At 67.0% G+C, this 26414-nt stretch carries 31 protein-coding genes and 1 tRNA gene; 20 read left to right on the top strand and 12 right to left on the bottom strand.

The genetic code is table 11. From position 1 onward, the window contains the following. The first annotated feature begins 80 nt into the window (after positions 1-80). Positions 81-956: an aldo/keto reductase gene (locus tag ACQPYM_RS01700; RefSeq protein ID WP_433013642.1), complete on the top strand. Its 876-nt coding sequence runs from the start codon at positions 81-83 to the stop codon at positions 954-956. Positions 957-1007: 51 nt separating this feature from the next. Continuing rightward, positions 1008-1355: a tetratricopeptide repeat protein gene (locus tag ACQPYM_RS01695; RefSeq protein ID WP_433013639.1), complete on the top strand. Its 348-nt coding sequence runs from the start codon at positions 1008-1010 to the stop codon at positions 1353-1355. Between the two features lie 5 nt (positions 1356-1360). Here the strand turns inward: ACQPYM_RS01695 and ACQPYM_RS01690 are convergent, their stop codons facing one another. Further along, positions 1361-3037, bottom strand: coding sequence for a glycosyl hydrolase family 28-related protein (locus ACQPYM_RS01690; RefSeq protein ID WP_433013636.1), 1677 nt, complete (start codon positions 3035-3037; stop codon positions 1361-1363). A 485-nt stretch (positions 3038-3522) separates the two neighbouring features. Here ACQPYM_RS01690 and ACQPYM_RS01685 point away from each other — a divergent pair, with 485 nt between their 5' ends. Next, positions 3523-4653 (top strand): LLM class flavin-dependent oxidoreductase, encoded by a 1131-nt coding sequence (locus ACQPYM_RS01685; RefSeq protein WP_433013633.1) that lies wholly within the window; start codon positions 3523-3525, stop codon positions 4651-4653. Then, on the top strand, positions 4650-5252 hold the full coding sequence (locus tag ACQPYM_RS01680) for an FMN reductase (protein ID WP_433013630.1): 603 nt from the start codon (positions 4650-4652) through the stop codon (positions 5250-5252). The genes ACQPYM_RS01685 and ACQPYM_RS01680 overlap by 4 nt, the downstream gene beginning before the upstream one ends. Before the next feature lie 252 nt (positions 5253-5504). On the opposite strand, the gene ACQPYM_RS01675 is transcribed toward ACQPYM_RS01680, so the two are convergent. Then, entirely contained in the window at positions 5505-6281 is a 777-nt protein-coding gene (locus tag ACQPYM_RS01675; protein WP_433013627.1) for a TetR/AcrR family transcriptional regulator, read from the bottom strand. Positions 6282-6390: 109 nt separating this feature from the next. Here ACQPYM_RS01675 and ACQPYM_RS01670 point away from each other — a divergent pair, with 109 nt between their 5' ends. The 3 genes from ACQPYM_RS01670 (at position 6391) to ACQPYM_RS01660 (ending at position 9143) form a co-directional block, all read left to right on the top strand. Then, positions 6391-7344 carry an ATP-binding cassette domain-containing protein gene (locus ACQPYM_RS01670; RefSeq protein WP_433013624.1) on the top strand — a complete coding sequence of 318 codons (954 nt, stop codon included), beginning with the start codon at positions 6391-6393 and terminating at the stop codon, positions 7342-7344. After that, a complete protein-coding gene (locus tag ACQPYM_RS01665; RefSeq protein WP_433013621.1) occupies positions 7341-8132 on the top strand; it encodes an ABC transporter permease in 792 nt (263 codons plus the stop codon). Before ACQPYM_RS01670 ends, ACQPYM_RS01665 begins: the two co-directional genes overlap by 4 nt. 66 nt (positions 8133-8198) lie before the next feature. After that, on the top strand, positions 8199-9143 hold the full coding sequence (locus tag ACQPYM_RS01660) for an FkbM family methyltransferase (RefSeq protein ID WP_433013618.1): 945 nt from the start codon (positions 8199-8201) through the stop codon (positions 9141-9143). Positions 9144-9267: 124 nt separating this feature from the next. On the opposite strand, the gene ACQPYM_RS01655 is transcribed toward ACQPYM_RS01660, so the two are convergent. Continuing rightward, on the bottom strand, positions 9268-10035 hold the full coding sequence (locus ACQPYM_RS01655) for an SDR family NAD(P)-dependent oxidoreductase (RefSeq protein WP_433013615.1): 768 nt from the start codon (positions 10033-10035) through the stop codon (positions 9268-9270). 23 nt (positions 10036-10058) lie between these two features. On the opposite strand from ACQPYM_RS01655, the gene ACQPYM_RS01650 reads away from it, so the two are divergent. The 3 genes from ACQPYM_RS01650 to ACQPYM_RS01640 all read left to right on the top strand — a co-directional run bounded on the left by ACQPYM_RS01650 (position 10059) and on the right by ACQPYM_RS01640 (position 11483). Beyond that, positions 10059-10418, top strand: a complete 360-nt coding sequence (locus ACQPYM_RS01650; RefSeq protein WP_433013612.1) for a hypothetical protein — start codon at positions 10059-10061, stop codon at positions 10416-10418. 62 nt (positions 10419-10480) lie between these two features. Continuing rightward, the gene (locus ACQPYM_RS01645) at positions 10481-11020 is read left to right on the top strand and encodes a GNAT family N-acetyltransferase (protein WP_433013609.1); all 540 of its coding nucleotides are present in this window, start codon (positions 10481-10483) and stop codon (positions 11018-11020) included. 88 nt (positions 11021-11108) lie between these two features. Next, on the top strand, positions 11109-11483 hold the full coding sequence (locus tag ACQPYM_RS01640; RefSeq protein ID WP_433013606.1) for a hypothetical protein: 375 nt from the start codon (positions 11109-11111) through the stop codon (positions 11481-11483). Between the two features lie 27 nt (positions 11484-11510). Here the strand turns inward: ACQPYM_RS01640 and ACQPYM_RS01635 are convergent, their stop codons facing one another. Genes ACQPYM_RS01635 through fgd form a run of 3 tightly spaced genes read right to left on the bottom strand, consistent with a single transcriptional unit; the run spans position 11511 to position 13930 of the window. After that, complete coding sequence (locus ACQPYM_RS01635; RefSeq protein WP_433013603.1) at positions 11511-12086, bottom strand: hypothetical protein; 576 nt, start codon at positions 12084-12086, stop codon at positions 11511-11513. After that, the gene (locus ACQPYM_RS01630; RefSeq protein WP_433013600.1) at positions 12083-12910 is read right to left on the bottom strand and encodes a DUF72 domain-containing protein; all 828 of its coding nucleotides are present in this window, start codon (positions 12908-12910) and stop codon (positions 12083-12085) included. Before ACQPYM_RS01630 ends, ACQPYM_RS01635 begins: the two co-directional genes overlap by 4 nt. A 15-nt stretch (positions 12911-12925) precedes the next feature. Next, on the bottom strand, positions 12926-13930 hold the full coding sequence (fgd, locus tag ACQPYM_RS01625) for a glucose-6-phosphate dehydrogenase (coenzyme-F420) (RefSeq protein ID WP_433013597.1): 1005 nt from the start codon (positions 13928-13930) through the stop codon (positions 12926-12928). Positions 13931-14190: 260 nt separating this feature from the next. On the opposite strand from fgd, the gene ACQPYM_RS01620 reads away from it, so the two are divergent. Both ACQPYM_RS01620 and ACQPYM_RS01615 read left to right on the top strand, forming a co-directional pair. After that, a complete protein-coding gene (locus ACQPYM_RS01620) occupies positions 14191-15045 on the top strand; it encodes an alpha/beta fold hydrolase (RefSeq protein ID WP_433013594.1) in 855 nt (284 codons plus the stop codon). Between the two features lie 5 nt (positions 15046-15050). Further along, positions 15051-15815, top strand: a complete 765-nt coding sequence (locus ACQPYM_RS01615) for a phosphotransferase enzyme family protein (RefSeq protein WP_433013591.1) — start codon at positions 15051-15053, stop codon at positions 15813-15815. Positions 15816-15834: 19 nt separating this feature from the next. Here the strand turns inward: ACQPYM_RS01615 and ACQPYM_RS01610 are convergent, their stop codons facing one another. Further along, positions 15835-16068 carry a hypothetical protein gene (locus ACQPYM_RS01610; RefSeq protein ID WP_433013588.1) on the bottom strand — a complete coding sequence of 78 codons (234 nt, stop codon included), beginning with the start codon at positions 16066-16068 and terminating at the stop codon, positions 15835-15837. Between the two features lie 354 nt (positions 16069-16422). Between ACQPYM_RS01610 and ACQPYM_RS01605 the strand changes: the two genes are divergently transcribed. Continuing rightward, the gene (locus tag ACQPYM_RS01605; protein WP_433013585.1) at positions 16423-17016 is read left to right on the top strand and encodes a hypothetical protein; all 594 of its coding nucleotides are present in this window, start codon (positions 16423-16425) and stop codon (positions 17014-17016) included. A gap of 45 nt (positions 17017-17061) precedes the next feature. Further along, complete coding sequence (locus ACQPYM_RS01600; protein ID WP_433013582.1) at positions 17062-17622, top strand: hypothetical protein; 561 nt, start codon at positions 17062-17064, stop codon at positions 17620-17622. Here the strand turns inward: ACQPYM_RS01600 and ACQPYM_RS01595 are convergent. Beyond that, a complete protein-coding gene (locus ACQPYM_RS01595) occupies positions 17588-18544 on the bottom strand; it encodes a carbon-nitrogen hydrolase family protein (RefSeq protein WP_433013579.1) in 957 nt (318 codons plus the stop codon). The genes ACQPYM_RS01600 and ACQPYM_RS01595 overlap by 35 nt on opposite strands. Positions 18545-18757: 213 nt before the next feature. Next, positions 18758-19252, bottom strand: a complete 495-nt coding sequence (locus ACQPYM_RS01590; protein ID WP_433013576.1) for a DinB family protein — start codon at positions 19250-19252, stop codon at positions 18758-18760. Between the two features lie 142 nt (positions 19253-19394). Here ACQPYM_RS01590 and ACQPYM_RS01585 point away from each other — a divergent pair, with 142 nt between their 5' ends. The 3 genes from ACQPYM_RS01585 to ACQPYM_RS01575 all read left to right on the top strand — a co-directional run bounded on the left by ACQPYM_RS01585 (position 19395) and on the right by ACQPYM_RS01575 (position 21053). Then, complete coding sequence (locus ACQPYM_RS01585; RefSeq protein ID WP_433013573.1) at positions 19395-19949, top strand: hypothetical protein; 555 nt, start codon at positions 19395-19397, stop codon at positions 19947-19949. Positions 19950-19977: 28 nt separating this feature from the next. Beyond that, the gene (locus tag ACQPYM_RS01580) at positions 19978-20220 is read left to right on the top strand and encodes a hypothetical protein (RefSeq protein WP_433013570.1); all 243 of its coding nucleotides are present in this window, start codon (positions 19978-19980) and stop codon (positions 20218-20220) included. A 203-nt stretch (positions 20221-20423) separates the two neighbouring features. Then, entirely contained in the window at positions 20424-21053 is a 630-nt protein-coding gene (locus tag ACQPYM_RS01575) for a glyoxalase superfamily protein (RefSeq protein ID WP_433013567.1), read from the top strand. A gap of 72 nt (positions 21054-21125) precedes the next feature. Here ACQPYM_RS01575 and ACQPYM_RS01570 read toward each other — a convergent pair. The 3 genes from ACQPYM_RS01570 to ACQPYM_RS01560 all read right to left on the bottom strand — a co-directional run bounded on the left by ACQPYM_RS01570 (position 21126) and on the right by ACQPYM_RS01560 (position 21993). Continuing rightward, positions 21126-21201: transfer RNA gene (locus ACQPYM_RS01570), tRNA-Arg, on the bottom strand. Between the two features lie 105 nt (positions 21202-21306). After that, positions 21307-21861, bottom strand: a complete 555-nt coding sequence (locus ACQPYM_RS01565; protein WP_433013564.1) for a hypothetical protein — start codon at positions 21859-21861, stop codon at positions 21307-21309. Positions 21862-21870: 9 nt separating this feature from the next. Continuing rightward, positions 21871-21993, bottom strand: coding sequence for a hypothetical protein (locus ACQPYM_RS01560; RefSeq protein ID WP_433013561.1), 123 nt, complete (start codon positions 21991-21993; stop codon positions 21871-21873). On the opposite strand from ACQPYM_RS01560, the gene ACQPYM_RS01555 reads away from it, so the two are divergent. From ACQPYM_RS01555 to ACQPYM_RS01545, 3 genes are all read left to right on the top strand, one after another. Further along, on the top strand, positions 21992-22570 hold the full coding sequence (locus ACQPYM_RS01555) for a hypothetical protein (RefSeq protein ID WP_433013558.1): 579 nt from the start codon (positions 21992-21994) through the stop codon (positions 22568-22570). The two genes, ACQPYM_RS01560 and ACQPYM_RS01555, sit on opposite strands and share 2 nt — an antisense overlap. Beyond that, complete coding sequence (locus ACQPYM_RS01550) at positions 22567-24102, top strand: hypothetical protein (protein ID WP_433013555.1); 1536 nt, start codon at positions 22567-22569, stop codon at positions 24100-24102. Before ACQPYM_RS01555 ends, ACQPYM_RS01550 begins: the two co-directional genes overlap by 4 nt. Positions 24103-24436: 334 nt before the next feature. Beyond that, entirely contained in the window at positions 24437-26317 is a 1881-nt protein-coding gene (locus ACQPYM_RS01545) for a phosphoenolpyruvate carboxykinase (GTP) (protein WP_433013552.1), read from the top strand. Positions 26318-26414: the final 97 nt, after the last annotated feature.

Genomic DNA, 26414 nt, shown 5'->3' with positions numbered 1-26414 from the left:
CGGGATTCAGCAGGGCACCTTCTGGCTCTCAGTGGTTTTTCCTGTTGGAAAACTGAGTCGAGCTGCGGGAGGTTGGAAGCATGGCATCTGAAACTTCAACTACCCGCAGCATCGGCGACGTCCAGGTCAGCGCGATCGGGCTCGGCGCGATGCCGATGTCGATCGAGGGCCGGCCGGACGAGAGCCGCTCGATCGCGACGATCCACGCCGCCCTGGACGCCGGCATCACGCTGATCGACACCGCCGACGCGTACCACCTGGACTCCTCCGACATCGGCCACAACGAGACGCTGATCGCGAAGGCGCTCAACTCGTACGGCGGCGACACGTCCGGCGTACTCGTCGCGACCAAGGGCGGCCATCTCCGTCCCGGCGGCGGCGCCTGGACGCAGGACGGCTCCCCTCAGCACCTGAAGCAGGCCGCCGAGGACTCTCTCAAGCGGCTCGGAGTCGACGCGATCGGCCTCTACCAGTTCCACCGGCCGGACCCGAAGACGCCGTACGAGGAGTCGATCGGCGCGATCCGCGACCTGCTCGACGAAGGCAAGATCCGCCAGGCCGGCATCTCCAACGCGAACCCGGAGCAGATCCGCCAGGCCAACGAGATCCTCGGCGGCCGGCTCGTCTCGGTCCAGAACCAGTTCTCGCCGGCCTTCCGCTCCAGCGAGCCCGAACTCGAACTCTGCGACGAGCTCGGCATCGCCTTCCTCCCCTGGTCCCCGCTAGGCGGCATCTCCAGCGCATCGGACCTCGGCACCAAGCACCCCGCCTTCCACACCCTGGCCTCCGAGCTGGGCGTCAGCCCGCAAAAGCTCACCCTCGCCTGGATGCTCGCCAAGTCCCCAGTAGTCATCCCCATCCCAGGCGCCAGCCGCCCCGAAACCATCCGCGACTCGTACTCCGCAGTCGACCTCACCCTCACCCCCGACCAGGTAGCAACCCTCAACGCCGCCTGACCCTTCGGAATATCGGCTGTGCTGCGGGGCGTTGGGGCAGGCGTGGAAGATATGCGTGCGTTGAGTTATGGGCTTGGTCAGCAGTACTTCGACGAGCGGGACTACCGGAGCGCGATTCGTTCTCTGCTTCCGATTGTCGAGGAGACTCCGGATGATGTGGGCACTCGACTGTTGCTGGCGCGTGCCTACTTTCACAGCGCATTGCTGAAGCCTGCCGAGGAACACCTGCGGGAGATCCTCGACCGCGCGCCGACCGAGTCGTACGCCCATCTGATGATGGCCCGCACGCTCGAGCGGCTCAGCCGTCACGAGGAGGCCAGCAAGCACCGTCGGATCGCCGCTGCTCTCACCGGCGACGAGTCGTTGCTGGCCTCCCACAGTCTCCGCGCCCAGTCCTGAGGCGCTCAGTCGTGGCGCGCCCGCTGGGCGGCGTACAGGTCGGTGATCGAGGGGCGTTCGGCCAGTTGGTAGGTGCCGTTCTCGAGGTCTCCCGGGAAGTCGCGCGGTAGCGCACTCCCCGCGGAGGCCAGCCCCTGTACGCCGACAGTGATGCTGCGCGGAGCCACGTCGGCCAGGTCGATCGCATACGGTACGCCGCTGGTGACGCGGATGTTCCAGTGCGCGATGCGCGCGCCGAAGAGCGGTCCCGACGCGGCCGATCCGCCGACCCGGCCGTTGTTGGTCAGCGTGATGTCGGTCCGGGCGTTCTCGAACGGCATCGCGCGATGGGTGTCGAAGGTGCCCTCCGCCATCCGGCCGCGACGCCAGACGTGGCCGGCCGAGAGCCCTTCCAGGTTGAGCCCGTGATGCAGCGCGCCGGCCGGCAGCGGTACCGAGAACTGCTCGATCTCGAACCCGTCGACCAGGTTGTCATGTGATTGCATCCGGCAAGCAAAACTGTGGTGCGCCGAACGACCACCCACCACGACATCGGTCAGCGTGACGGCCTTCGTGGTGGTGAACCCGAACCCGAGATCGCAGTTCTCCACCCGTACGTCGTCGGCCCAGCAATCATGAACCGCCTGAAAACAAAGGCCGTTCGAGCCCGGATGCCGATTGTGGATCGTCATCGTCCGTGGCGCGTTCCGGATCGTCAGCGACTCCACGCCGACATCGTGAACGGTCGGCCCGAGCGCTCGGAACCGCGACGGCCAGCTCGGCCGCAGGTCGTAGCGCAACGGCTGGGCCAGCCTCACCAGGCGGCTCCCCAACACGGCTTCGATCCGGACCGGCCACTGCAACGTGGAGTACTGCACGTACTGCGCCCCCGACCCCGTCGTGAGCTGCGGCGCCTTGACCGGCCAGTCGTACTCCCGAGTCCCGGCGACATCACCGGCCACGTGCCGTAGTACACCGGCATCCGCTGGATTGTCCGTCTCCAGTACTACGAGGTCGCCCGCCGCGAGGCGACTCGTGTCGGACACCAGCAGCACGCGCTGGCCGCGTGACGCGGAGCCGATCTCGGCCAAGGTGTCGCCGAGCAACCAGCCTTCCGAGGCGGCGAAGTTCTCGGCTTCGGACTTGGCCTTGCGCTCGGGCGCGATCACCCAGATCTGCCCACCGGTCCAGGACCAGCGACTCTGCAGGCTCGGCTGGAGGTTCGGCCGGTACGACTCCTCGAGCGGCTTGGTGAAGTGCAGGATGGTCCGCTCGCGACCCGATCCCTTCAGCACGACGTTCGACCAGTGCATCCACAGCGGGGAGTCGAGACGATAAGTCCCTGGCGGTACGACGATCGCGCCGCCACCCTGCTCACCGGCGTACCGGACGGCGGCGTTGAAGGCCGCCGCAGAGTCGGTGGCGAGGTTGGGGCTGGCGCCGAAGTCGGTGACGCGGGCGACGACGCGGGGCCGGCGCGGGCGCTCGCCGCCGCGATAGCCGGCGTGCGAGATGTCCGGTATCAGCGGGTGCGCGCCGGGCGCGCCGGCCCACTGGTTCAGCAACTCGGCGGAGATGTCCTTCGGCTTACTGGTTCCGCTGGATGGGACAGGTGCCGCTGCGGCGGGAAGGGCGGCCGCTGCGGGAAGGGCAGCGGCTCCACCTAGCAGCAGGCGACGGCTGAGTTTTGGGCGGTATGGCATGGACGGCACTCCTCGGGGCGGTGAGGGTTTCGCGTGGCGGGACCTAGTTTCACTAGATGGGACCGCACTGGCAAGAGGGTGTCCACCGCCGCCGACTTCAGGGCCGGAGCACTTGAGGGACTCGTTGATGCGGATGAAGCGGCTGCCGTGCGCGCCGGCCCGGTCGGGCACCCAGAGGCCGGATGCTCGGCCCGCACCTGGAAACCCCGCCGGAAACCGCCGATGCGGCTCGAACTCAACCGGCCAGGCGCGCAGTGACGCGTAGCCCGAGCTGGGCCGGAGTCCAGTCCCTCGGCTCGAGTTCCAGCAGATAGGCGGACGGTTCCTCGGTCGAACCCACTCCACGACTCCCCTCGGGCGGCTTCCGGCGAGGATAGTCACCGACAGGCTCGCTCGGTCCGGCCGCGGGAATGCCGACCCCTGGGTTGGCGTTGACCCGGACAGATAGTTTAATCTTGAATAGTTACTCAGACCAAGGAGTCGAGATGCAGTTCGGTGTGTTCACCGTCGGCGACGTGACCCAGGACCCGGTCAGCGGCCGGACCCTGACCGAGGCCGAGCGGATCCAGCAGATGGTGACGGTCGCCCTGAAGGCCGAGGAGGTCGGCCTGGACGTGTTCGCGACCGGCGAGCACCACAACCCGCCGTTCGTCCCGTCGTCGCCGACCACCTTGCTCGGCTACATCGCGGCCAAGACCTCGAAGATCCTGCTCTCGACCTCGACCACGCTGATCACCACCAACGACCCGGTGAAGATCGCCGAGGACTACGCGATGCTGCAGCACCTGGCCGACGGCCGGGTCGACCTGATGATGGGCCGCGGCAACACCGGCCCGGTCTACCCGTGGTTCGGCCAGGACATCCGCAACGGCATCCACCTCGCGATCGAGAACTACGCCCTCCTGCGCCGGCTCTGGCGCGAAGACGTGGTCAGCTGGGAAGGCAAGTTCCGCACCCCGCTGGAAGGCTTCACCTCGACCCCGCGCCCGCTGGACGGCGTACCCCCGTTCGTCTGGCACGGCTCGATCCGCAGCCCCGAGATCGCCGAACAGGCCGCGTACTACGGCGACGGCTTCTTCCACAACAACATCTTCTGGCCGGCCAGCCACACCGCCAAGCTGATCAACCACTACCGCACCCGGTTCGAGCACTACGGCCACGGCGCCGCGGACCAGGCGATCGTCGGACTCGGCGGCCAGGTCTTCATGCGCAAGAACTCGCAGGCGGCGAAGGCGGAGTACCGGCCGTACTTCGACCACTCGCCGATCTACGGCGGCGGCCCGTCGATGGAAGAGACGATGGAGCAGACCCCGCTCGCGGTCGGCAGCCCGCAGGAGATCATCGACCGGACGATGACATTCCGGGAGAAGTTCGGCGACTACCAGCGGCAACTGTTCATCGCCGACCACGCCGGCTTGCCGGTGAAGACCGTGCTCGAGCAGATGGACATCCTCGGCGAGGAAGTGATCCCGGTACTGCGCAAGGAGTTCGACGCGTTGCGACCGGCGCACGTGCCGGAGGCGCCGACTCACGAGTCGTTGAAGGCGGCGGCCGAGCGCGCTGCAGCCCTTGAGACCGTCAGCCCGGATGTTGTCGGCCTGGAGGGAACGCGATGACCACGCGAACCATCGCCGTGGTGACAGCCGGTCTGACGACCCCGTCGTCAACCCGCCTCCTCGCAGACCGCCTGTCCGCCGCCGTCCGCGATCAGCTGGATGGGCGCGGCACGGCGCACCGGGTCGAGGTGATCGAGTTGCGCGAGCTGGCGCATGATCTGACCAACAACTTGCTGACAGGGTTTCCGTCTCCTGAACTGAGCAAGGTGCTGGAGACGGTTGTGGAGTCGGACGGGTTGATCGCGGTCACGCCGACTTTCAGCGCGTCGTACAACGGGCTGTTCAAGATGTTCTTCGATGTGTTGGATGATCAGGCGCTCGCCGGCAAGCCCATCCTGATCGCCGCCACTGGCGGCACCGAACGCCACTCCTTGGTTCTCGACTTCGCATTGCGGCCGCTCTTCTCTTATCTGAAGGCGATCGTGCTGCCGACTGGGGTGTACGCCGCGTCGTCGGACTGGGGCGCGGGTGCGACCAAGCTCCACGGGCGCATCGAACGCGCGGCGGAGGAACTGGTCGATGCCATAGGCAACGAACGCCGCCCGACGGCGGATCCGTACGCCAACCCGACGCCGTTCGAGGATCTGCTGAACAGCTGAGGTTCCCCCACGCAGCCCCCGATGCCCGCTCCTGCGTCGCGCGGGCTTGGACTTCACTCGTGGTCGGCCGGAGTGGTTGGGCAGCGGTGATTGTGCCCGGGCTGCTCTACAACCAACGCGCTCGAAGCGGGGCGTTGTGTGCCGAAGAACAGGATGTGCGCCGCAGTCAGGTTGATCCGCACGCTCAGCAAGCAGGCCGCCGGCGGCAAATAGGGCACTACCTCCTGTTCTTCGGTGAGGCCGCGTGGGGAACTACCCCTCGCGGCGTTCGGCAATCAGCAGAGCCGTGCCATCGAGGATTCGGGTCAAGCCGAAGTCGAGGGCGTGGGACGGGTCCATGGTTGCGTTGTAGTGCTCGCCGGCAGAAGTCCCCACCCGTCCCGCCAACGGGAACCGATCCGCCACCCCAGCCATATACCGCTCCAGCACCGGGCTAGTAGTCAGCCACCACTCCTCGTCCGACATCCCAGACTCCTGCTGCGTCCGCGCCTGCTCCGCGCCGGCCCGCGCCGTCCCCATCACATGGGTCAGCACCAGCGCCAACGTCGAGTCCATCTCCACGTCCGTCAGCCCGAGCCCGTCGAGCGGTCGCAGTTCCGCCTCGTACTTCAGCGTGATGTTCGGCCCCAACGCAGTCCGCCCGGCCGACACCTCGTGGAGCCACGGATGCTGCACCAGCAGATCCCAGTTGCGCCGGGCAATGAACTCCAGCGCCCCGCGCCACCCGCCCGGCTGCCGTGACGGCTCATCCGGGTCGGCATAAAGATCGCCGTACACGGTGTCGAACATCAGGGCGGTCAGCTCACCCTTCCCCGGCACGTGCGTGTAGAGCGACATCGTCCCGACCTTCAGCTGCTCCGCGACCAGCCGCATCGAGACGGCCTCCAGCCCGCTCGCGTCCGCTAAATCGATCGCCGCTCGCACGATCGCGCGGACCGTGAGACCGGATCGCCCCGGCTTGGTGTGACTGCCCCAGAGCAGGGCCAGGCTGCGCGCCGGATCGGGCGGCGCGGTCTTTTTTGCAGGCACGGGAACAAACTCCAGCCGGTCGTCGTTGACTCGATCGTACCCGAGTCGTACGGTGTACGGTACAGTCTACGGCTCACGGCCGGACGACCGGCTGGACGAGAGGTGGGAAGTGACGACGGAGCGTGTGATCGAGGCGTTCGACGTACGGAAGAACTACGCCGGAGGCACGGAGGGGGCGGGTCTGAACGGTTTCGACCTGGAAGTGAACGCCGGCACGGTGACCGGCCTGCTGGGGCCGAACGGCGCCGGCAAGACCACAGCGGTACGGATCCTGGCGACCCTGCTCAGGATGGATTCCGGCGAGGCGAGGATCGCTGGGTACGACGTGAGCCGGCACGGCGCGGAGGTCAGGCGCAGGATCGGCCTGGTCGGGCAGTACGCGGCCGTCGACGAGATCCTCACCGGCAAGCAGAACCTGGTGATGTTCGGCCGGCTCAACCATCTCGGCCACGCCAAGGCGGTACGCCGGGCCGACGAGCTGCTCGAACGGTTCAGTCTGACCGAGTCGGCCGGGTTGCCGGCTTCGAAGTACTCCGGCGGGATGCGGCGCCGGCTCGATCTGGCCGCGAGCCTGATCGTCGCGCCGGCGGTGTTGTTCGTCGACGAGCCGACCACCGGACTCGATCCGGCCGGCCGGGCGGAGGTGTGGTCCGCCGTCCGCGAAATGGTGAGAGGCGGCACGACGGTCCTGCTGACCACGCAGTACCTGGACGAAGCAGATCAGCTGGCCGATCAGATTTCGATGCTCAAGGCAGGCAAAGTCGTTGCCCAAGGCACGCCTGACGCGCTGAAGGCCCAACTGGGCGCGGACTGGCTCGACCTGGTGCTGACCTCACCCACTGATGTCCAGCAAGTCCTTCAACTCGTCGACCGGCTCGCCGACGGCGAGACCAGGACGGACGAACTGAAGGTCAGCATCCCGGTCAAGGACCGCACCAAAGCACTCATCGAGATCGCAACGTTGTTGCAGGAGGCAAAGATCGAACCGGCGGACATCACCTTGCGCAGACCGACTCTGGACGAGGTCTTCCTGCACCTGACCGGAACGGGGGTGCCGGCATGACGGCGCTGGGCTGGACCTTGGCGGACGCCTGGACGATCACCCGGCGGACGTTGCTGCACTGGCGGATGCAGCCGGGGCCGATCATCTTCGGCTGGCTCTTCCCGGTGCTGATGATGCTGATGTTCGGCGGCCTGCTGGGCGGCGCGATCGAGATGCCGGCCGGCGACTCGTACTACGAACTGCTGGTGCCCGGCATCTTCGCGCTGTCGATGCTGTTCGGGCTCGAGGCAACGATGACCGCGGTCACCACCGACGTCTCCAAGGGGGTCACCGACCGGTTCCGCTCGTTGCCGATGAGTTCGGCGGCGGTCGTCCTCGGCCGGTGTATCGCGGATCTGCTCGACTCGGTCGTCTCGCTGATCGTGCTGAGCGGAGCCGGTCTCGCGCTGGGCTGGCGGTGGCACGGCGGCGTACTGGAGGCGCTGGCGGCGTTCGGGTTGCTGCTGTGGTTCCGCTTCGCGGTGCTCTGGATCGGGATCTACATCGGGCTGACTGTGCAGAACGCGCAGAGCATCATGGCCGTGCAGGTGCTGGTCTGGCCGGTCGGCTTCCTGTCCAGCGCGTTCGTTGCCACCTCGACGATGCCCGACTGGCTGGGCACGGTCGCCCAGTGGAACCCGCTGTCGGCGACGGCCACCGCGGCGCGCTCGCTGTTCGGCAATCCGGACCCGTCGGCGGCTTCGTGGATCGGCGATCACGCTCTCGAAGCGGCGATCATCGGGCCGTTGCTGCTCACCGCGATCTTCCTGCCGTTGTCGGCGGCCCGTTTCCGGCGGCTGTCACGCTGAGAGTTTTGCCGTGACTCTTACGCGTCGAAAAGCATGATTCTGCCCGGAACCGGGTAACGATGGGGGATGGACTATCGCGATGGAGTCGTCCGCCGGGTCGCGTGGGAGGTTCCCCACACGGCCGGGCGGGCGCTCGGCGCCGATGCCGCCCGGCGGCTCGCGCGGGTGGTGGGGTCCGCCGAAGGGCTGACCGAGGCAGGCGTCACGCGGGTCGCCCATCGCATCTCACCCCGGCTCGCGGACCAGAATCCGCACCTGGTGAAGATCCCGCCGCAGTGGGCGACGACCGACATCGCAGTACGGCGACAAGGCCTGCAGTGGCGACTCGACTTGCGGGACAACCTGCAAGCAGTCCTGTACTACGCGGGTCGCTACGAGCCGGCCGTGTCGCGGTTCCTGCGAGCCGAGCTCAGGCCGGGCGACGTAGTACTGGATGTCGGCGCCAACATCGGGCTGCACAGTCTTGGTGCGGCCAAGCAACTGAAGGACCTTGGCGGCGGGCGGGTGATCGCGTTCGAGCCGGCTGAAGACTCGCTGGACAAGCTGCGGGCTGCTGCCGAGCGCAACGATCTGACGGACCTCATCACGCTGGTGCCTGCTGCTCTGGGCGAGCGCACGCACCAGGCTGCTCTGCATGCCGACCCGCGCTACGACCCGGCCGACTCAGGTGTCCGCTCGCTGCAGGCTGACGGGGAGGTCGTGCAGGACGTACCGGTGATCCGCCTCGACGACTGGGTTCGCGAGCACTCGCTGGAGCGGCTCGACGTGATCAAGCTCGACGTCGAGGGCTCAGAGACCGCTGCGCTCGGCGGGGCGACCAGGACGTTGGTCCGCCTCCAGCCGCGCGCAGTACTGGTCGAGGACAAGCGTCCCGACCTCCGGCGGCGGCTGCACGCAGTACTGGATGAGCTGGGCTACCGCTCGACCGGCACCAGCTTCGACCACAACACCCTGTTCCGCCCCGACCGCCGCGGCGACACCAACGTCACCCGCCGCCACTCGCTGCGCTAGCACCACAGCCGGCCCCGGACCGCCCCCACTCACAAACCTGCTCCACACACCCCTAGGCGCGCTCACCCACGCCTGAGCAGGGCTGGCCAGGTGAGGTTTGTGAGTGGGGGCGGTCCGGCGACCGTCATGGCATCAGTTGGCCGCCGTTGACCTCGATGATCTGGCCGGTGACGTAGCTGCTCATGGCGTCGGAGGCCAGGTAGAGGATTGTGCCGACGCATTCGCGCGGCGCGCCGGTGCGGCCCATCGGGATGCTGGCGACCATCGCGTCCAGCTGCTCTTCGGCGGTGTGCCGTTCGTGGAACGGCGTCCGGATGACGCCGGGCGAGAGCGCGTTCACGCGGATGCCGTCAGGAGCCAGCTCCTTCGCGAGACCGCGGGTGAACGTGCTGACCGCGCCCTTGCTGGTCGCGTAGACGACTGATCCGCCGCCTCCGCCGTGCCGGCCCGCGATCGAGGTAACGTTGACGATCGCGCCGCCGCCCTGCGCGCGCAGTACGGGCACGATGCGCCTGCTCATCGCGAATACCGAGGTCAGGTTCACATCCATGATCCGGCGGAACTCCTCGTCCGGCAGGTCGACCACGGGACCGCGTTTGACCAGGTCACCGGCGTTGTTGATCAGTACGTCGATCCGCCCATGCCGCGCGAGCACCTCGTCGACCAGCCCACCCGCGGACTCGGGAACCGAGAGATCCGCCTGGTGAATGGAAGCCGTACCACCCGCGGTGCCGACCGCGTTCGCCGTATGCCGCACACCCTCCTCGTTCTGGTGGTAGTGCAACGCGACCGTCGCACCCGCCTCGGCGAACCCGACAGCAGCAGCGGCCCCGATCCCACTGCTCGCCCCGGTGATCAAAACAACCTGCCCCTGAAAATCAAGAAAAGCCATGCCACCACCCTAGGGTGAGGCACGTGCGCGACCCTCTGGTGATCAGCCTGTACGCCGTATGGCCGCTGGCCGTCGTCGTCGCCAAGCTGGCCTCTGGGGTTCGCATCCGGTTTCTGCTGGTCTCCACGCTGACCTGGGTGCTCGCACTGGCCATCGGTACGACGGCAACGCCCCCGGACCACGCTCAGCCGGTGGGGCTGATCATCGGCGCCAGCTGCTGCCTGTTCCTGGCCTTCGCCGTGAGCAACGGCGTCACGTTCACCTGGTCGCAGCACAAGACGTACTTCCGGCAGGAAGGCGAGGTGCCACGAGCGGAGCATGTAGTACTCGGCGTGGTTGCGCTGGTGGACGCTGCGGCGGTGCTTTTGGCAGTGGTTGGTTAGAGGCTCGTGAGTACACGCCGGGAGCGGGTTTGGGCGGCGGGGGGCGGCGGTAGCCTCGATGGATGGGGTATGACCTGGTGAGTCTGGATCTGCGGCGCTGGCGGGTGGCGGACGCGTTGCGGTTGACCGATGCCCATCGCGACCCCGACATGGTCAACCAGGGCGGCATCCGGGACACCGCGAGCGCGGTCGATTGGATCGGCCGGGTGGCCGATCTCGACAACGGGCACGTGTACGCCGTTGCGGATGCGGACGACCACCCCGTCGGCTGTGTCGCCGTGACCAACATCGATCGGCACCAGGTCGGCTGGGCGTGGTACTGGACCATCGCCGGCGTCCGCGGCCAAGGAGTAGCCCGCGACGCGCTCCGGGCCCTCGTCGACTGGGCGCACCACGACGCCGGGCTTTATCGGCTAGAGCTCGGTCATCGCACCAACAACCCAGCCTCCTGCCGAGTGGCCGCCAGCGCAGGCTTCCTCTTCGAAGGCCTCGAACGTCAACGCCTCACCTACGACGGCACCCGGTACGACGTGGAACGCCACGCCCGCCTCGCCTCGGACCCCCTGGACCACCCCCAGCGCCCGGTCACCATCACCACCTAACACTCCCACACCATCCAGTCCGGCTGGATCGGGGCGCCGCGCCGGGTTCTGTTGGGGCTTGCTGCCCCGAAGGCTTTACGGTGACGGCATGGCGAAAAGCAGTAAGAGTGAGACGTTCCTGTCGGTGGTGATCGGCGGGGCGGCCGGGTTCGGGTTGCTCGTGATGACCCGGCGCGCCTGGGACGTCTGCAACGTCGTCATCAACAGCGTCGGCAACGGGCCGTTCCTGCTCTTCGTCGGTCTCCCGGTGGCCCTCGTGGTCAACATCGGGCTGTTCAACATCGTGTTCCGCATCATGCGCCGCGGCAAAGGCGGCCGGTGGTTCATGCCGATGCTGGCCGCCGCCATCGCCATCGCGATCGCCGACCTCGCCCTGTTCTCCTGGGCCGGTACGCCGGCCAGCCTGCCCGGCGTCTGCCCGGCGAACGTCCCACCGTGGTGGCCGAAGAGCGTCCCGACCTGACCAAGGTGCTCAACAATGCGCGCCGCTTCAGGCCTGAGTGTCATCTGGTGGCGCGTAGCTGCGCCACCGCTCCTCGATGACGTAACCAAGCGCAAGGTTCGCTCCGAGACTGGCACCGTTGAGCGCAGCACCGCCGGTACCGAAGACACGGATACCGGCGTCGAGCAGGGCCAGCAGGGACGCCGCCTTGACGGCCTGCCCGATCCCCCGCCCGCGATAGCCCTCCAGCACCGAGGTGAACCCGGTCTCGCCGTCCATGCTGATGTAGGTCGCGCCGACCAGCCGTTCCCCGTCGAGAGCACCGAATACGCGCCCGGTCGTCCACAACGCGGCCAGCTCTTCCACCGGCTGGACCACGCGATGAGTCGCCGGCGTGTACGGGTAGTCCTTCTCGTTCGCGGTCTCCAGCGCATGCCACGCATCGGCGTACTCGGGACCCAGCTCGCCGACGGTCACCCCCTCGGCTCGCAGTACCGCAGCCTCGAGCCTCGCCGGGTCGGGATCGCGCAACCGCGCCGCCCACGACTCCCCGACGATCCGGTAACCGGCCGCCTCCAGTACTGCGCACCGCGGATCGTCGTCGCGAAGCACCTCGAACGTCAACCGATCCCCAATCGCTCGGCCAGCCCCTCCGCGTCGAACGGCGCTCGCACCTTCACGTCGTTGTCGAAGTACACGTAGACGACGTCTCGCTGCCAAGACTGGATCCGCTTGGCCCAGGCGTCGAGCGATTTGTCGTCATAGCCACTCACGTACAACTCCTCGGCCCCGTGCAACCGGACATAGCCGAAGTCGGTGGTGACGGAGTCCAGCATCGGCCACTTGCCGGCGGTGTCCGCGCAGACCACCGCGATGTCGTGTTCGCGCAGCAGCTCGAGGAACTCCTCGTTCTCGTACGACGGATGCCGCACCTCGAGCGCATGCCGCAACGGCTGGTCCACCGAACACTTCAGCAGACTCCGGCCCTCCATCCGCTCATCGTGGCCCTTGGCAACTTTTGCCGCGGCCTTCGTTGACCTGGGCAACAGGTTGAAGAAGTTGGCCAGCCGGTCGGCGTCGTACCCCAGGGTCGGAGGTAGTTGCCACAGCACCGGACCGAGTTTGTCCGCCAGCGCGAGCACGCCCGAGGCGAAGAAGTTGGCCAACGGAGCCTCGACGTCGGCCAGCTTCTTCATGTGGGTGACGAATCGCGGCCCCTTGACCGCGAAGACGAACCCGGGCGGCGTTTCGTCGTACCAGCGCTGGTACGACGTCGGTCGCTGGAGCGAGTAGAACGACCCGTTCAGCTCGATCGAGTTCAGCCGGCGGGACGCGTACTCCAGCTCGGCCCGTTGCGGAAGCCCGTCGGGATAGAACACCTTGCGCCACGGCACGTAGCGCCAGCCGGAAATCCCGACCCGATACTGCGAATCCGGCCAGCGCTCCATCCCGGGGCCCCTAGGTCAGCCCAGTTTGCGGAGGAGCGGCAGGATGTCGGCGCTGAACTGGGTCAGGAAGCGTTCCTGGTCGTGACCCGGTCCGTGCATCACCAGATGGTTGAAGCCGGCATCGAGGTACGGCTGCAGTTGCGCCATCACCTCGTCCGGATTGGAGGCAACGATCCAGCGCTTGGCGACCTGCTCGATCGGCAGCTCGTCGGCCAGCCGCTCCATCTCGGTCGCGCTGTCGACGCTGTGCTTCTGCTCCGGCGTGAGCGACAGCGGGGCCCAGAACCGGGTGTTCTCCAGCGCGAGCGCCGGGTCGCGGTCGTAGGAGATCTTCACCTCGAGCATCCGGTCGATGTCGTCGAAGGACCGCTCGGCCTTCTCCGCGCCCTCCTTGACGGCCGGGATGAGCTTCTCGTTGTAGAGCTCCATGCCCTTGCCCGAGGTCGCGATGAACCCGTCACCGACGCGGCCGGCGTACCGCGCGACGACCGGCCCGCCGGCGGCGACGTACACCTTGACCGGCGTCTCCGGGCGGTCGTAGATCGACGCGTCGACGGTCTTGTAGAACGGCCCGTCCGAGCTGACGCCCTCCTGGGTCCACAGGTTGCGGATCAGCTCGACCGCCTCCCGCAACCGCGCGAACCGCTCCTTGAACTCCGGCCACTCGCGTCCGGAGACGGCGATCTCGTTCAGCGCCTCACCACTGCCGACGCCGAGCATGATCCGGTCCGGGTAGAGCAGGCCCATCGTGGCGAACGCCTGCGCGATCACGGCGGGGTTGTACCGGAAGGTCGGCGTGAGCACCGACGTACCGATCAGCACCCGGTTCGTCCGCTCCCCCACGGCCGCCATCCAGGCGAGCGCGAACGGCGCGTGCCCACCCTCATGCCGCCACGGCAGGAAGTGGTCCGACACCGTGACGCTGTCGAGCCCGAGCTCCTCGGCCCGCACCGCGTACTCCACCAGATCCCGCGGCCCGAACTGCTCGGCGGACGCCTTGTACCCGACCCGAATGCTCACCCTTGTGCTCCCAACTCGTCAGCTGCTGACCTCTACTCTGCCACCAACCCGGGCGGACCCGAGGATGTTCCTCCGCACCTGTGGATAATTGCCTCCCCTCGCGCGCTTCGTTTTGCGTTGTGCGGCAGATAGGGGCATCGTGTTGAGCACGCAGGGCACCAAGGCTTCCATGGATTCGTCGCCTCGGTGTCCTGCTTTTCACTCTGCCCCGCGCTGGTAATCCTGTTGCCTGGGGCAAGTGGTGCTGAGAAGGTCGGGGGATGCCTACCTTTGCCGCGCCCGATGGGACTGCTCTTGCGTACCACGTCCACGGGGCCGGGGCGCCACTCGTCTGCTTGCCAGGCGGGCCGATGCAGGCTTCGGAGTACCTCGGCGAGCTGGGCGGGCTGTCGGCGTACCGGGAGTTGGTGATGCTGGATCTGCGGGGTACCGGCGATTCCGCAGTACCGGCGGACGATGCGACGTACCGGTGTGATCACCAGGTGGACGACGTGGAGGCGTTGCGGGAGACGCTCGGGCTGGCACAGCTGGATCTGCTGGCGCATTCGGCCGGGGCGAATCTCGCTGTTCTCTATGCGACGCGCTATCCGTCACGGGTTCGCAGGCTCGCACTGATCACGCCGAGTGTTTACGCCGTCGGGCTCACGGTTGCCGGTGAGACCCGTCTTGAACTGGCTCGCCTGCGCGCCGAGGAGCCGTGGTTCGGACCGGCGTACGCGGCCTTGGAAGCGATCACTGCCGGCGACCACTCCGCTGAGAACTGGGAGGCGATCACACCCTTCTCCTACGGCCGCTGGGACTCGGCTGCTCAGGACTTCCACGCCTTGGAGGACATGCAGCGCAACGACGAGGCTGCCTTTGTCTACGGCTCAGCCGGTGTTTACACGCCGCACTCCACTCGCGCCGCGCTCGCGGACTTCGCGGCGCCGGTCCTGCTGACGGCGGGCGAGTACGACCTGGGCGCCCCGCCTGCAACAGTCGCGTCGTACGCCGCGCTGTGGGCTGACGCCACGTTCACCACCCACCCAGCCGCGGGCCACTTCCCCTGGCTGGACGACCCGGCCGCCTTTGCCAGTACCGTGAACGCCTTCTTCGACGCTCATTGGAAGGGGTAATAGCCGTGGAAGCCGAAGAGGTCCTGACCGGTGGGAACGTCGCCGCGCAGGTGGTGCGGGTGGGTTCGACCGTGCGCAAGCCGGCGACTTTTCAGACGCCCTTCGTGGCGGCCGTGCTGACTCACCTTGCCGAGAACGGCTTTGCCGGCGCTCCGCGCTCGCTGGGGCGAGATGAGCAGGGCCGGCACGTCCTCGAGTACGTGCCGGGTGTTCTCGCCGACGCCGATCCTGGCTTCTCCCTCAGTGAGTTGACCCAGGTCGGGCGGCTGATCCGCGAACTGCATGACGTGATGGAGACCTTCGTACCACCGGCCGATGCCGCCGGGGAGAGCCTCATCCCCGACCCGTCGAACGGCAAGCTCATCTGCCACAACGACCTCGCCCCCTGGAACCTGGTCCGCAACGACGACCGCTGGGTGTTCATCGACTGGGACAACGCCGGACCGTCTTCGCGGCTGTGGGACCTGGGCTATGCCGCGGCTGGATTCGTGCCCTTCATGCCATGGGGCGACGCGACGGTCGACGGGCCGCGCTTGCGTGCCCTGGTAGACGGCTACGGCCTAGACGAAGACCAGCGCCAGGCGCTACCGGCCCAGATCGCGGGCCACACCCGAGGAATGTACGACCTACTCGTCCGCGGCAGCCGCACCGGAGAGCAACCATGGGCCCGCCTCCACGCAGAAGGCCACGCCAACCACTGGGGCCAGGCCGCGGACTACATCGAAAAACACCACGACGCTTGGCTGTCAGCGCTTCTCATGGACTACTGAGCCATCAGTTCGATGCCGATCAACTCGTCAGTTCCTCGTCGACATGCAATTCGTCGTACACAAGCAACGCCATGATCCGCGGCGTGAACTTCCGATACAGATTGACAAAGTCATCCCAGTGATCGGGGACCTCAGCAGCAACCGCGGGAATCAAATCCGCAGGAATCCACCCGGCCACCCGCCCGCCGGCCCCTCCACCGCCGCCATACCCGCGATCATCACCCCATCCCCACGATCCCGCCACCAAGATCAACTTGGGTTATGGGACTTGATCCGCCTCGCGCGGACCCAACACCCGCAAGCCAATCAGCAACAGCGCAAGCAACGGCAACACCAGTCGGCGCGCGATGGTCGTACGACTCGACGATGACGCTGGCGACCCAGGGGAACACGCAATCGACCCCGGCGCGGCCGGTACCAGCGGCGGCTTCATCCTGAACAACGGTCAGGCCGATGAGTACCCGGACAGTGACACCGTGGCGCTAGACGAAGGCCTTCGAATCCTGCGGCATCTATTCGCCAAAGGAAAGCCTCCTCCGGACGCAGCCTGGCAGATCGATCGATAACGCTATCCCGCCGCAAGAGAGCCGGGGTTAGCCTTCGTTCCGTGAATGACGCCAGCGAAGACACCCAGTGGTCGGACGCAGCGCGCGAGCGCTACGTCCGCCGCACCGAGGACCTCATCGCCGCGCTCAAAGCGCACTCCGCGCTGACAATCGAGCGCAGCGGCCGCCAGCGCGAACTCGAGCCGTACTTCGCCTCGATCGAAGCACTCGAGACGGCCGCCCACGAGTTCAACGAGGCCGAGCTCGACTGGTGCGGTTCCTCCCCGCTGACCCTCATGGACGACCTCGATGAGTTCGACGACGAGGACGAAGACGACGAACCTGCGGGTCCCGTCCTGTCCGGCTTGTTCCGTTGGGACTTCACGGTCACTGACGAGGCGGCCGTGATCGAGGCCGGCCGAGATGCCTATCGGCGTTTGTGGCCCTCCGACACGGACGAAGACGCCACCCTTGCCGTCCCAGACATCGGACGCGCCGCCGCCGAGATAGTCCACGCCGACGATCCCGCAGGACTAGAGAACACCCCTGGTCTGGAGCGTCGCAAAGAATGGTGGACTTTTATCAGCCACGACGGCCAATCCGATGACCAGGATGATGAAGACCCCTTCGCCGTCGCACGTGACCTGGGCACGTGAGGCATCCGGATATTCATTCGTATTAACCGCGAGGAGAGGACCAACATGACCACCCCGCCGGAGTCGCCTGCGTACGCAACTATTCGCGAGGGGATTTCGCTACGCGAACAGGGCCGCTCACCTGAGGCGAAGGCCCTCATGGAGAGCTTGGTCGCTGATGTCGAAACCGGAGACGATGCGTACGCCAAGGTCTTCCTCGCCCACTCGCTGGCCGATGTCCAGGAGAACGCCGAAGACGAACTCGCGTGGGACCTCCAAGCACTCGCCTTCCTGGACGAATTGACCGACCAGCAAGCCCTCGACAGAGGCAACCCCGGCGGCAAGAAGGCCCTCCTGCCATCCCTACATCTGAACCTGGCCGTCGACTACCGACGCCTCGGTGATGACATCAACGCGCAACGCCACTTTGAACTGGGCCAGGCGCACCTGGACGCGCTCTCAGACGACGAATACGGGACAGCATCCGCAGCGCCTTCACCGAGGGCATCTAAAGAATCACGCTGCTGCCCGACCCTCGTCCTGGTCGAACTGTTCTCGGCCGCGCTGACTGTCGGCCAGGCCGCGGAGACGGTTATTCGTCGGCGAGGCTGTTGCGGAATGTGGTGACAACCGGCCGCGGCGCGGTGTCGACAGCGAGCCGGAAGATGTCGGGGCGGTGGTAGTGGCCGACCGGGTCGAACATTCGCCGCGCCGAACGTACTCGGGCGAGATCCAGTTCGGCGACCAAGACGGTCTCGGCGTGCCTGGCAGGTCCGGCAAGGATCTCTCCATTCGGGCCCACGATCACCGTGTTGCCGGGCTCGACCCAGCCAGGGTCGTCCGGATTGTTCCGCCAGGCCCGGTCCCGGTCAGGGAAATCGGCCGGAATCTGGTCGGAATGCAGGCACGGGTTCACACCGATCACGTAGCAGCGACCTTCCCGGGCGATGTGCCGCATGGTCGCGATCCAGCCATCGCCGGTCGCCAGGGTCGGCGCCACCCAGATGTCGACACCTTGCGAGTAGAGGTAGAACCGGGCCAGCGGCATGTAGTTCTCCCAGCAGATCAGCCCGCCGATGCGACCGAAGGGGGTCGGGTAGGTCTCGAGCATCGAGCCGTCGCCCATTCCCCACACGGTGCGCTCCGAACCGGTCGGCATCAGCTTGCGATGCTTGCCGATGAGGTTGCCGTCAGCATCGAAGTACAACAACGTGTTGTAGATCGTGCTCCCCGTGGCCTCGCGTTCGTTGACCCCGATCACGAGATAGACGCCGGCTCGCCGAGCCGCGGCCCCGAGCCGGTCGGTGGCCTCACTCGTTACGACGACGGCCTGCTCGGCCAGCATCGCGAACCACTGCTCGTCACCGTCCCAGATTGGCGGCCCGTCGATCCAGATCGGCGTACCAGGCACGAACGCCTCGGGAAACACGACCAGGTCGGCCACCTGTACTGCGGGGTCGGCCAGCAAATCCTCCACCTTGGCAAGTGTCGCCTCACGATCCATCAACACGTACGCCGCCTGCACAGCCGCCACTGTCAACGTCGTCATCGCGCCTCCTGCCTCGACGATACGCCGGACGGCGCGTTTCACACCCGCAACGATGACGTACCTCTGCCCGGAATGGGCGCCCAGCGCACCATGCACAGACGACGAGAAGATGGCTTGGGCACCCTCGTCGCCCGCGGTTAAGGTCGGCCTGCGGTGCGGCATGACTGCGCGGACCTCTTGGCGCCGACCTGGTGACCCAGGTGCGACCCCGCTTCAGTGGCCTGTCGTGCCGTCGATCGCCTCGCGAATGATGTCGGCGTGACCGTTGTGCCGCGCGGTTTCCTGGACCATATGAACCAGAATCGCCCGCAGGTTGACCTCCGCACCCCACGGCATCGTGACCACATCGTCGAGCCCGCCGGCCGCAACGACAGCCCGGGCCCGCTCGTTGGTCCGTAAATACAGCCCGACCAAACCATCGGCAGTCTCATCCGGACCAACGTGAAACTCCGCGTTTAGGTCACCGTCGACCGAGAACAGATCCGGCTCGGCCGACCCTCCGTAGATCTTGAGAAACCAGCCATGCTCCGTCTCGGCCAGGTGCTTCACCAACCCCAGCAGACTGAGCCCAGACGCCGTCATCGGCCGCCGCAACTGCTCTCCATCAAGCCCTTCCAGCTTGCGAAGCAGGGTGGCTCGATGAAAGTCGAGCTGCTGCGTCAGCGCCTCCCGCTCGTCACCCAGACGATCCGGCACAGCCCGCTCCACAGGCGACGTAAACACCATGCGCCGACAATACGACCGACCTACGACATGGCAGAGGACTACGAGTCCCTAACAACTGCGGTGGTTTGGGCGATCGCCCGCCGCCGAAGCCGACCGGCGCTGTCTCCCCCGTAAGGTTCAGTTCGTGACTCAGGATGGCGATGCCCGCTCAGATCTGTGGGGCCTTGAGTGGGATTTCCTGGCGGTCGATAGCGCCGGCCACGTAGCGGTCCTGTCGTCTGCTGGCTATGGCCCCATCCCCGAATTGGTCCTCGCCGCACGCGAAGTCGTCGGGCGCGCCGATGACGCGATTGAAGCATTGCCGACCTTCACGCAAGCAGTTCGGGATAACCCGGAACGAGAAGGGAATTTCTCCGACTGGTACTCGTTGAGCGAACGCGGGCTCTTCGCCTACGACTGGAACCTGTGGCACGGCCCATACAAACGCATCGCTTCCCCGGCTGAGCCACTGAACATCAGTTCGCTGCCGGAGCAGGTCCAAGCGGCTGCGCGCCTTTTGCAGATCCCGTACTTGTTTGCGGGCGCCACTGAACTCCACCTCGCACATGAACTGACGGACATCGGTGACAGATCAGCCGAGCGCGAGTCCAGCGAACGTGACGAGGCCCGACCGGCAAGCGAAAGCGGTCGGCCCTGGTGGCTCAGGATCCCACGAGCGGTCCGGGGTCTCCGTTCCTGATTCTTGCCGTCATACCAGGGCAAGCGGAATGGCAGAGCCGGCCGGGCCTACCTCGTCCAGTCTGCAGACTTCACCGACCCCGCCTGGTGACAGGTCGAGGCGCCCGGCCATCGAGCTCAACGTCTCCGACAAGCCGCAGCTCGACTCGTTCGCCCTGCACGTCCGCGCCGCCGACCAGGCCGCCGCCAAATCGTCGCGCAACTCCTCGACCGACTCGACGTCCGGGCATTCGACCCCGAAAGGCGACACCGGCTTGTTCAGCGTTCACTAACCCGCCGCAGACCAACGCTTGACCAATGAACCGGCCACGGACGACACGGGAACCGGAGGATGGGCGGCGATCACGCGGCCGGAGGCCTATTCGCCGTGCTAATCTCGGCGTTGCAGGCGCGGGTTCAAACCCGGTTGTAGGGCGCAGCGGCAACACGCCGAAAGGGCAAGGCCCACCTACTTCACGACCGAAGAGGGAGCGCCATGCCCAAGCTCGAAACCTACAAGAAGCAGGCGAAACTGCTCGTTCGCTGGCACCGCGAAGGAAACTTCTCGATCGGCGGTCGCATCCGGCAGCTCGCGCGCTATCGCACGTTGTCCGACCGCGAAGCGCTCGCGCTGAAGTTTCCCCTCACCGAAGCCCAGGAGATCATCGCCCTCGAAGCGGGCTTCGCCAGTTGGGCCGAACTCAAGGCGAGCACGGAAGCGGCCCCACCCACCAGCGAGCAGCCGGAGACTCAGGACACGGCAGTCGCGAGCGCCAAACCGGTCCTGTACGTCGCCGACGTCGATGCCGCGGCCACGTTCTATCGGGACCAGCTCGGCTTCCGGATCGACTTCGTGCACGGCAACCCGCCGTTCTACGGATCGGTGTCGCGCGACGGCGCAACCTTGCACCTGAAGCACGTAGACGAGCCGGTGTTCGTGGCCGGTGCAGCGGAACGAGAAGGGCTCATCATGGCGTTCGTCGATACGCCGAACGTACGCGAGCTGTACACGGAATATCTGGCCGCTGACGCCGAGATCGTGCAGAAGCTGACCAAGCAAGCGTGGGGCGGCACCGACTTCATCGTGCGCGACCCGGACGGCAACGCGATCACGTTCGTCGGCTGAGGCTCAACGCGGCCGAGGCATGACCGGTGTGACAAAACCCCGGGTCATCCACCTGGTGACCTGGGGTTTTGCTGGCGCGCTCGGAGGGATTCGAACCCCCAACCTTCTGATCCGTAGTCAGATGCTCTATCCGTTGAGCTACGAGCGCCGGGCAACGTTGGGTAACGATACACGCGGGAGGGGGGTGGGTGCCAAATCGGGTGGGGAAGCGACAGGTCTCCGCGGTTGCCGCCCAGGTCTGGGGTGGGGGTGGTCAGTTGAGGAGGGTTTTGACCGAGCCGCCGGACTCGGTCAGTTTCGTGCCCAGGCCGGCCAGGGCCTCGCCGACCGAAGCGAGGATTCCGGAGAGGTCCTGGAGGTTGCCGGCCAGGCTTTCGATCTCGGTGGCGACGCCGCCGATGCTGCCGCTACCGTCGTTGAGGCGCTTGGCCGCCGCGTCGCCGATGCCGGGGATCTTGTCCAGTTCGCCGGCCAGGCCGGCCAGCATGCCGGCCGCGTCGTGGAGCTTGTCCTTGGCCGAGGTCATCGTGGTGGCGCTGCCGCTCAGGGCCTTGCGGGCGCCGCCTTCGCCGTCTTCGCCGACCAGGGCGCCGGCTGCTTTCGCGGCTTGTTCGCCGGCCTCGGCCAGGCCGGTACCGATGGTTTTCATCAGGTCGGGCAGCCGGCCGATGAAGCCGAGCGCGTCGTCCGGCAATTCGCGGACGAGTTTGAGTAGTTTTTCGAAGTCGTCGGAGTTCTCCATCACGAAGCCGACGGCTTTTTTCACGTCGCCGATGTCACGCCCGCCCAGCAAGTCCCCAAGATCCATGTCCGGATGCTATTCCTCCGGCGCCGGATTCGGGGGAACCGCGAGCGTGGTGGTGGCGTCCAACGCGGACTGGTTGTGGACGGTGTGCTGATCGACAAGGGAGAACTTCTGCGTGGCTAGGGTCGCCGGCATGGCTGGTCGAATGGTTCGGGGTACTGCGATCGCCTGTGGCGTCGCCGCGGTCGCCGGGCTGGGGATCGGGTTCGCCGTCGGACAACCTGTCCAGCCTGAGGATGTGCAGTCGGCCCGGGTGCTCCCGGCGGATCTGTGTTCGCGGCTGGGCGACATCTCCGTGTTGTTGCCGAAGGCCACCAATGCGAAGTTGACGCAGACCGGGGCAGCCGAGATCACCTGTTCGGTCAAGGTGAGTGAGCGGACGCAGCCGACGTTCTCGGGTGCCGAACTCACGATCAGGATCACCCCGTACTCCGGTCGCCGAGCGGGTGCGGGCGAGTCGTCGTTCACGCCGACCGAGATGGCCAAGGCGGCGTTCGACCGGCAGCCGTGGCCGGTCGTCAACGATCGGCCGTACCCGACCAAGGTGGAGAAGATCGCCCGGGTCGGTGGGATGGACTCGCGGGTGTCCGTACTCGTGCAGCGGGCCGATCTGGTGGTGCAGGTGGACTACGCCGCCCATCCGATCGACCTGGCGACGGCGCAACAGGCAGCCCAGGTGCTGGCTGACCGGGCCATCTGGGAGAGCAAGTGAACAGCACGCCGCAGCTGCCGGGGTACGAGCTGGACCAGCGGCTGCTGGAGCATCCGCTGGCTGAGATCTGGCGGGGTCGCTCGTTCACGGGCATGGAGGTTGTCGCGCTGGTGCTGAGTGAGAGCGGGGCTGCGGATGAGGAGGTTCGCGGGCGGCTCGGCCGGGCCAGTCGCACGGCTGCGCTCGAGCCGGGAGAGCAGCAGACGCCGTTGTGGGCTGCAAACCTCACAGCTGCTCGCCCGTACGCCGTGACGCAGCTCGTGCGGGGGCAGTCTGGCGCGGAGCGGCTCCTGGATCCGCTGGACGGACTGGTGGGGAACGACGAGGAGTCGCTGGGGTCGGTGCGGAGCCAGCTGGCGCAGTACGGCGCACTGCCGATCCGGGAGCTGCCGGGGCAGGCGCCGTTGGGCGCACAGCAGGCGGAGGGGTCGCGGGGCGCGGGAAGCGTTGCGGGGGCTCACGGTGGCGTGGGAGTAGGAGGCGGCGAGGACGCGGCTGGTGCGCAGAGCGGTGGTGGCGCGCTGGGTGCGGGCGGTGCAGGTGACGCGGCGAGGACGCGAAGGGCAAGCGACGTTGCGGGGGCGCAAGGTGGCGCTGGTGCGGTAGATGCAGTGGGGGTATGGCGCACCGCGGGCGGTGAGCAGGGTGCGCTGGGCGCCCAAGGGGCGGGAAGTGCGCAGAGTGCCGGTAGCTCGGCTGGTGCCGGAGGTGCGAGGAGTGACGCTGGTGCGGGAGGTGCTACCGCACTCCAGGGTGTGGGGGTGGAAGGTGGCGCCGGCGTGCGGGGTGCTGGTGGTGGGTTGAGTGTGGGGGACTCGGCCGAGGGTGTTGGTGGTAGTTGGCTGGATGGGGTTTGGGGGAAGGTTGGTGCGGTTGTTGTTGTGTTGGTGGTGTTTTGTGTCTTGTACTCCGTGGGGGCTGCGATAGGCAGTAAGGCCAAGGAGCAGCGGCCTGCGGGGCCGGCCCCGGGTGCGTTGGTTACGCCCGCGGCTCTGCCCTCGCCGGCACTGCAGCCGGGCATCGTCAAGCCCAAGCCGGGTTCCTACATCCCGCCGGTGCCGGCCGCCAGCCTGGTTGGCGCTGCCTATGAACGCGGCGCCGACGTACAGGAAGTAGCAGGGATCGGGTTGCCGTTTGTGTTCGGCTGGCCGCGACCCCCGAAGACTGCAGCAGTGGGCCTCTCGCCGACCACGGTCTATCAGCGAGTAGTGACGGAGCAGAACAACGGTGCTGTGACTCTCGCCGCGCAGATCGCCCTGCGGCCATGTGCGACGCTCGCGACCTGCCTGGCCGACCGGGCTGACTTTGACGAGGAGTGGACCGCCACCTTCAAGGCGCCGGTACCGGCCACCGCCAAGGACGGTCGCACTTGGCTGACGGTTCAGCCCGGTAAGCAGTACAGGCTGAGCATGACTCACGCGTTCACTGCCGACGGGCAATCCTGGCTGGTCGGTGTGGTCGTTGCCGCGGTTCCCGGCGAGGAGCTGGCGGCGCAGCGCGTCCTCAACGACATCTGGCGTCAGACGCAGTAGCCGCCGAACAGATCTGCCACGGCAGACCAGCTGAAGCCGCAAACCGGCCGCGCGACTCCTCGCGCGGCCGGTCTTTTTGCTGGGAAAGCCCTTGTCGTCCGAAATCTGTGACGGTCCTCACGTCCCAGCGGTTCTCAACACGCGTCCGGGTCGCGTAACGTTAGTACCACTTGCACACTGGTATGCGTCCACTGGACCAACTGGTCTGCGAGGTCACCATACCGCCAGCCAGCTGAATCGAACCGCCGGAGACCCCGGCGGCCGACGTCGTACCCCCTCAGCGTCGAGGGAAGGGACCGGCGCCGGGACGATCGCGAGAGGGAATGAGCCGCCGATGACGACAACCGCCAGCCCTGCCCATACCGGAGATGCTCTCAGCGCCGAGGCCGCAACTACCCCGCCCACAGCGACCTACGACCTGAGTGGCGCCCCGACTGAGCACGCGGGCCTGCTGGCCTGGGTTGCCGAGGTTGCCGAACTCACCCAGCCCGACCGGATCCACTGGGTCGACGGCTCGGACGCGGAGTACAAGGCGCTCACCGATGAGCTGATCGCCGGCGGCACGCTGGTCCGGCTCAACGACGAGAAGAAGCCGAACTCGTTCTGGGCCCGCACCGACCCGTCCGACGTGGCGCGGGTCGAGCAGCGCACCTTCATCTGTTCGGTCGACGAGGCCGACGCCGGTCCGACCAACAACTGGATGGACCCGGCCGAGATGAAGGCCCTGATGACCGAGCTGTACCGCGGCTCGATGAAGGGCCGGACGCTGTACGTCGTCCCGTTCTGCATGGGCCCGTTGACCGCCGAGAAGCCGATGTTCGGCGTCGAGATCACCGACTCGGCGTACGTCGTCGCCTCGATGCGGATCATGGCCCGCACGGGTGCCGAGGTACTGGCGAAGATGGGCACCGACGCGAAGTACGTGCCCTGCCTGCACTCGGTCGGCGCACCGCTCGAGCCGGGGCAGAAGGACGTGCCGTGGCCGTGCAACGACGAGAAGTATATCGTCCAGTTCCCCGAGGAGCGGATGATCTGGTCGTACGGCTCCGGGTACGGCGGCAACTCGCTGCTCGGCAAGAAGTGCTACTCGCTCCGCATCGCCTCTGCGATGGCGCGTGACGAGGGCTGGCTGGCCGAGCACATGCTGATCCTCAAGCTGATCTCGCCGGAGAAGAAGGTCCACTACATCGCGGCCGCGTTCCCGAGCGCCTGCGGCAAGACCAACCTGGCGATGCTCGACCCGACGCTGGAGGGCTGGGAGGTCGAGACGCTCGGCGACGACATCGCCTGGATGCGGTTCGGCGAGGACGGCCGCCTGTACGCCGTGAACCCCGAGTTCGGGCTGTTCGGCGTCGCCCCCGGTACCGGCTGGAAGACCAACCCGAACGCGATGCGCACGATCGAGAAGGGCAACTCGCTGTTCACCAACGTCGCCCTGACCGACGACGGTGACGTCTGGTGGGAGGGCTACTCGCAGACCCCGCCGAACCACCTGACCGACTGGAAGGGCCGCGACTGGACGCCGGAGTCCGGCGAACTCTCGTCGCACCCGAACAGCCGCTTCTGTACTCCGATCAAGCAGTGCCCGATCATTGCCGACGAGTACGAGGACCCCAACGGCGTACCGATCTCGGCGATCATCTTCGGCGGCCGGCGCGCCACCACCGTGCCGCTGGTGACCGAGTCCCGCGACTGGGACCACGGCGTCTTCATGGGCGCGACGCTGTCGTCGGAGACCACCGCCGCGGCGGTCGGCGAGGTCGGCGTCGTACGCCGCGACCCAATGGCGATGCTGCCGTTCCTCGGGTACAACGCCGGTGACTACCTGAACCACTGGCTGACCGTCGGCAAGGACCACGATGCGGAGAAGCTGCCGAAGATCTTCTACGTGAACTGGTTCCGCAAGGACGAGGCCGGCAAGTTCGTCTGGCCGGGCTTCAGCGAGAACGGCCGGGTGCTCAAGTGGATGATCGAGCGCATCGAGGGTCAGGCGGACGCGGTCGAGACACCGGTCGGCTACGTCCCGACGACCGACGCCCTGGACGTGAGCGGGCTGGACCTCAGCGTCGAGGCTCTGCAGGTCGCGCTGAACGTTGACGCCGACGAGTGGAAGGCCGAGCTGCCGCTGATCGAGGAATGGTTCGCCAAGCTCGGCGACAAGGTCCCGGCCACGCTCAAGCTCGAGCTCGACCACCTGAAGGACCGCCTCGGCTGACCTTCCCCGTACTCCGGCTGCTGACCCGGAAGCCAGTCAGTCGGACTGCAAAACGAAGCGCCCCGGCCACAACCGGGGCGCTTCGCTCTGTCCACCG

The sequence above is a fragment of the Kribbella sp. CA-294648 genome, assembly GCF_050943845.1.
Classification (GTDB): domain Bacteria; phylum Actinomycetota; class Actinomycetes; order Propionibacteriales; family Kribbellaceae; genus Kribbella.
Note: the sequence above shows the minus strand (reverse complement) of the source record. Positions and strands in the feature narration are given on the sequence as shown.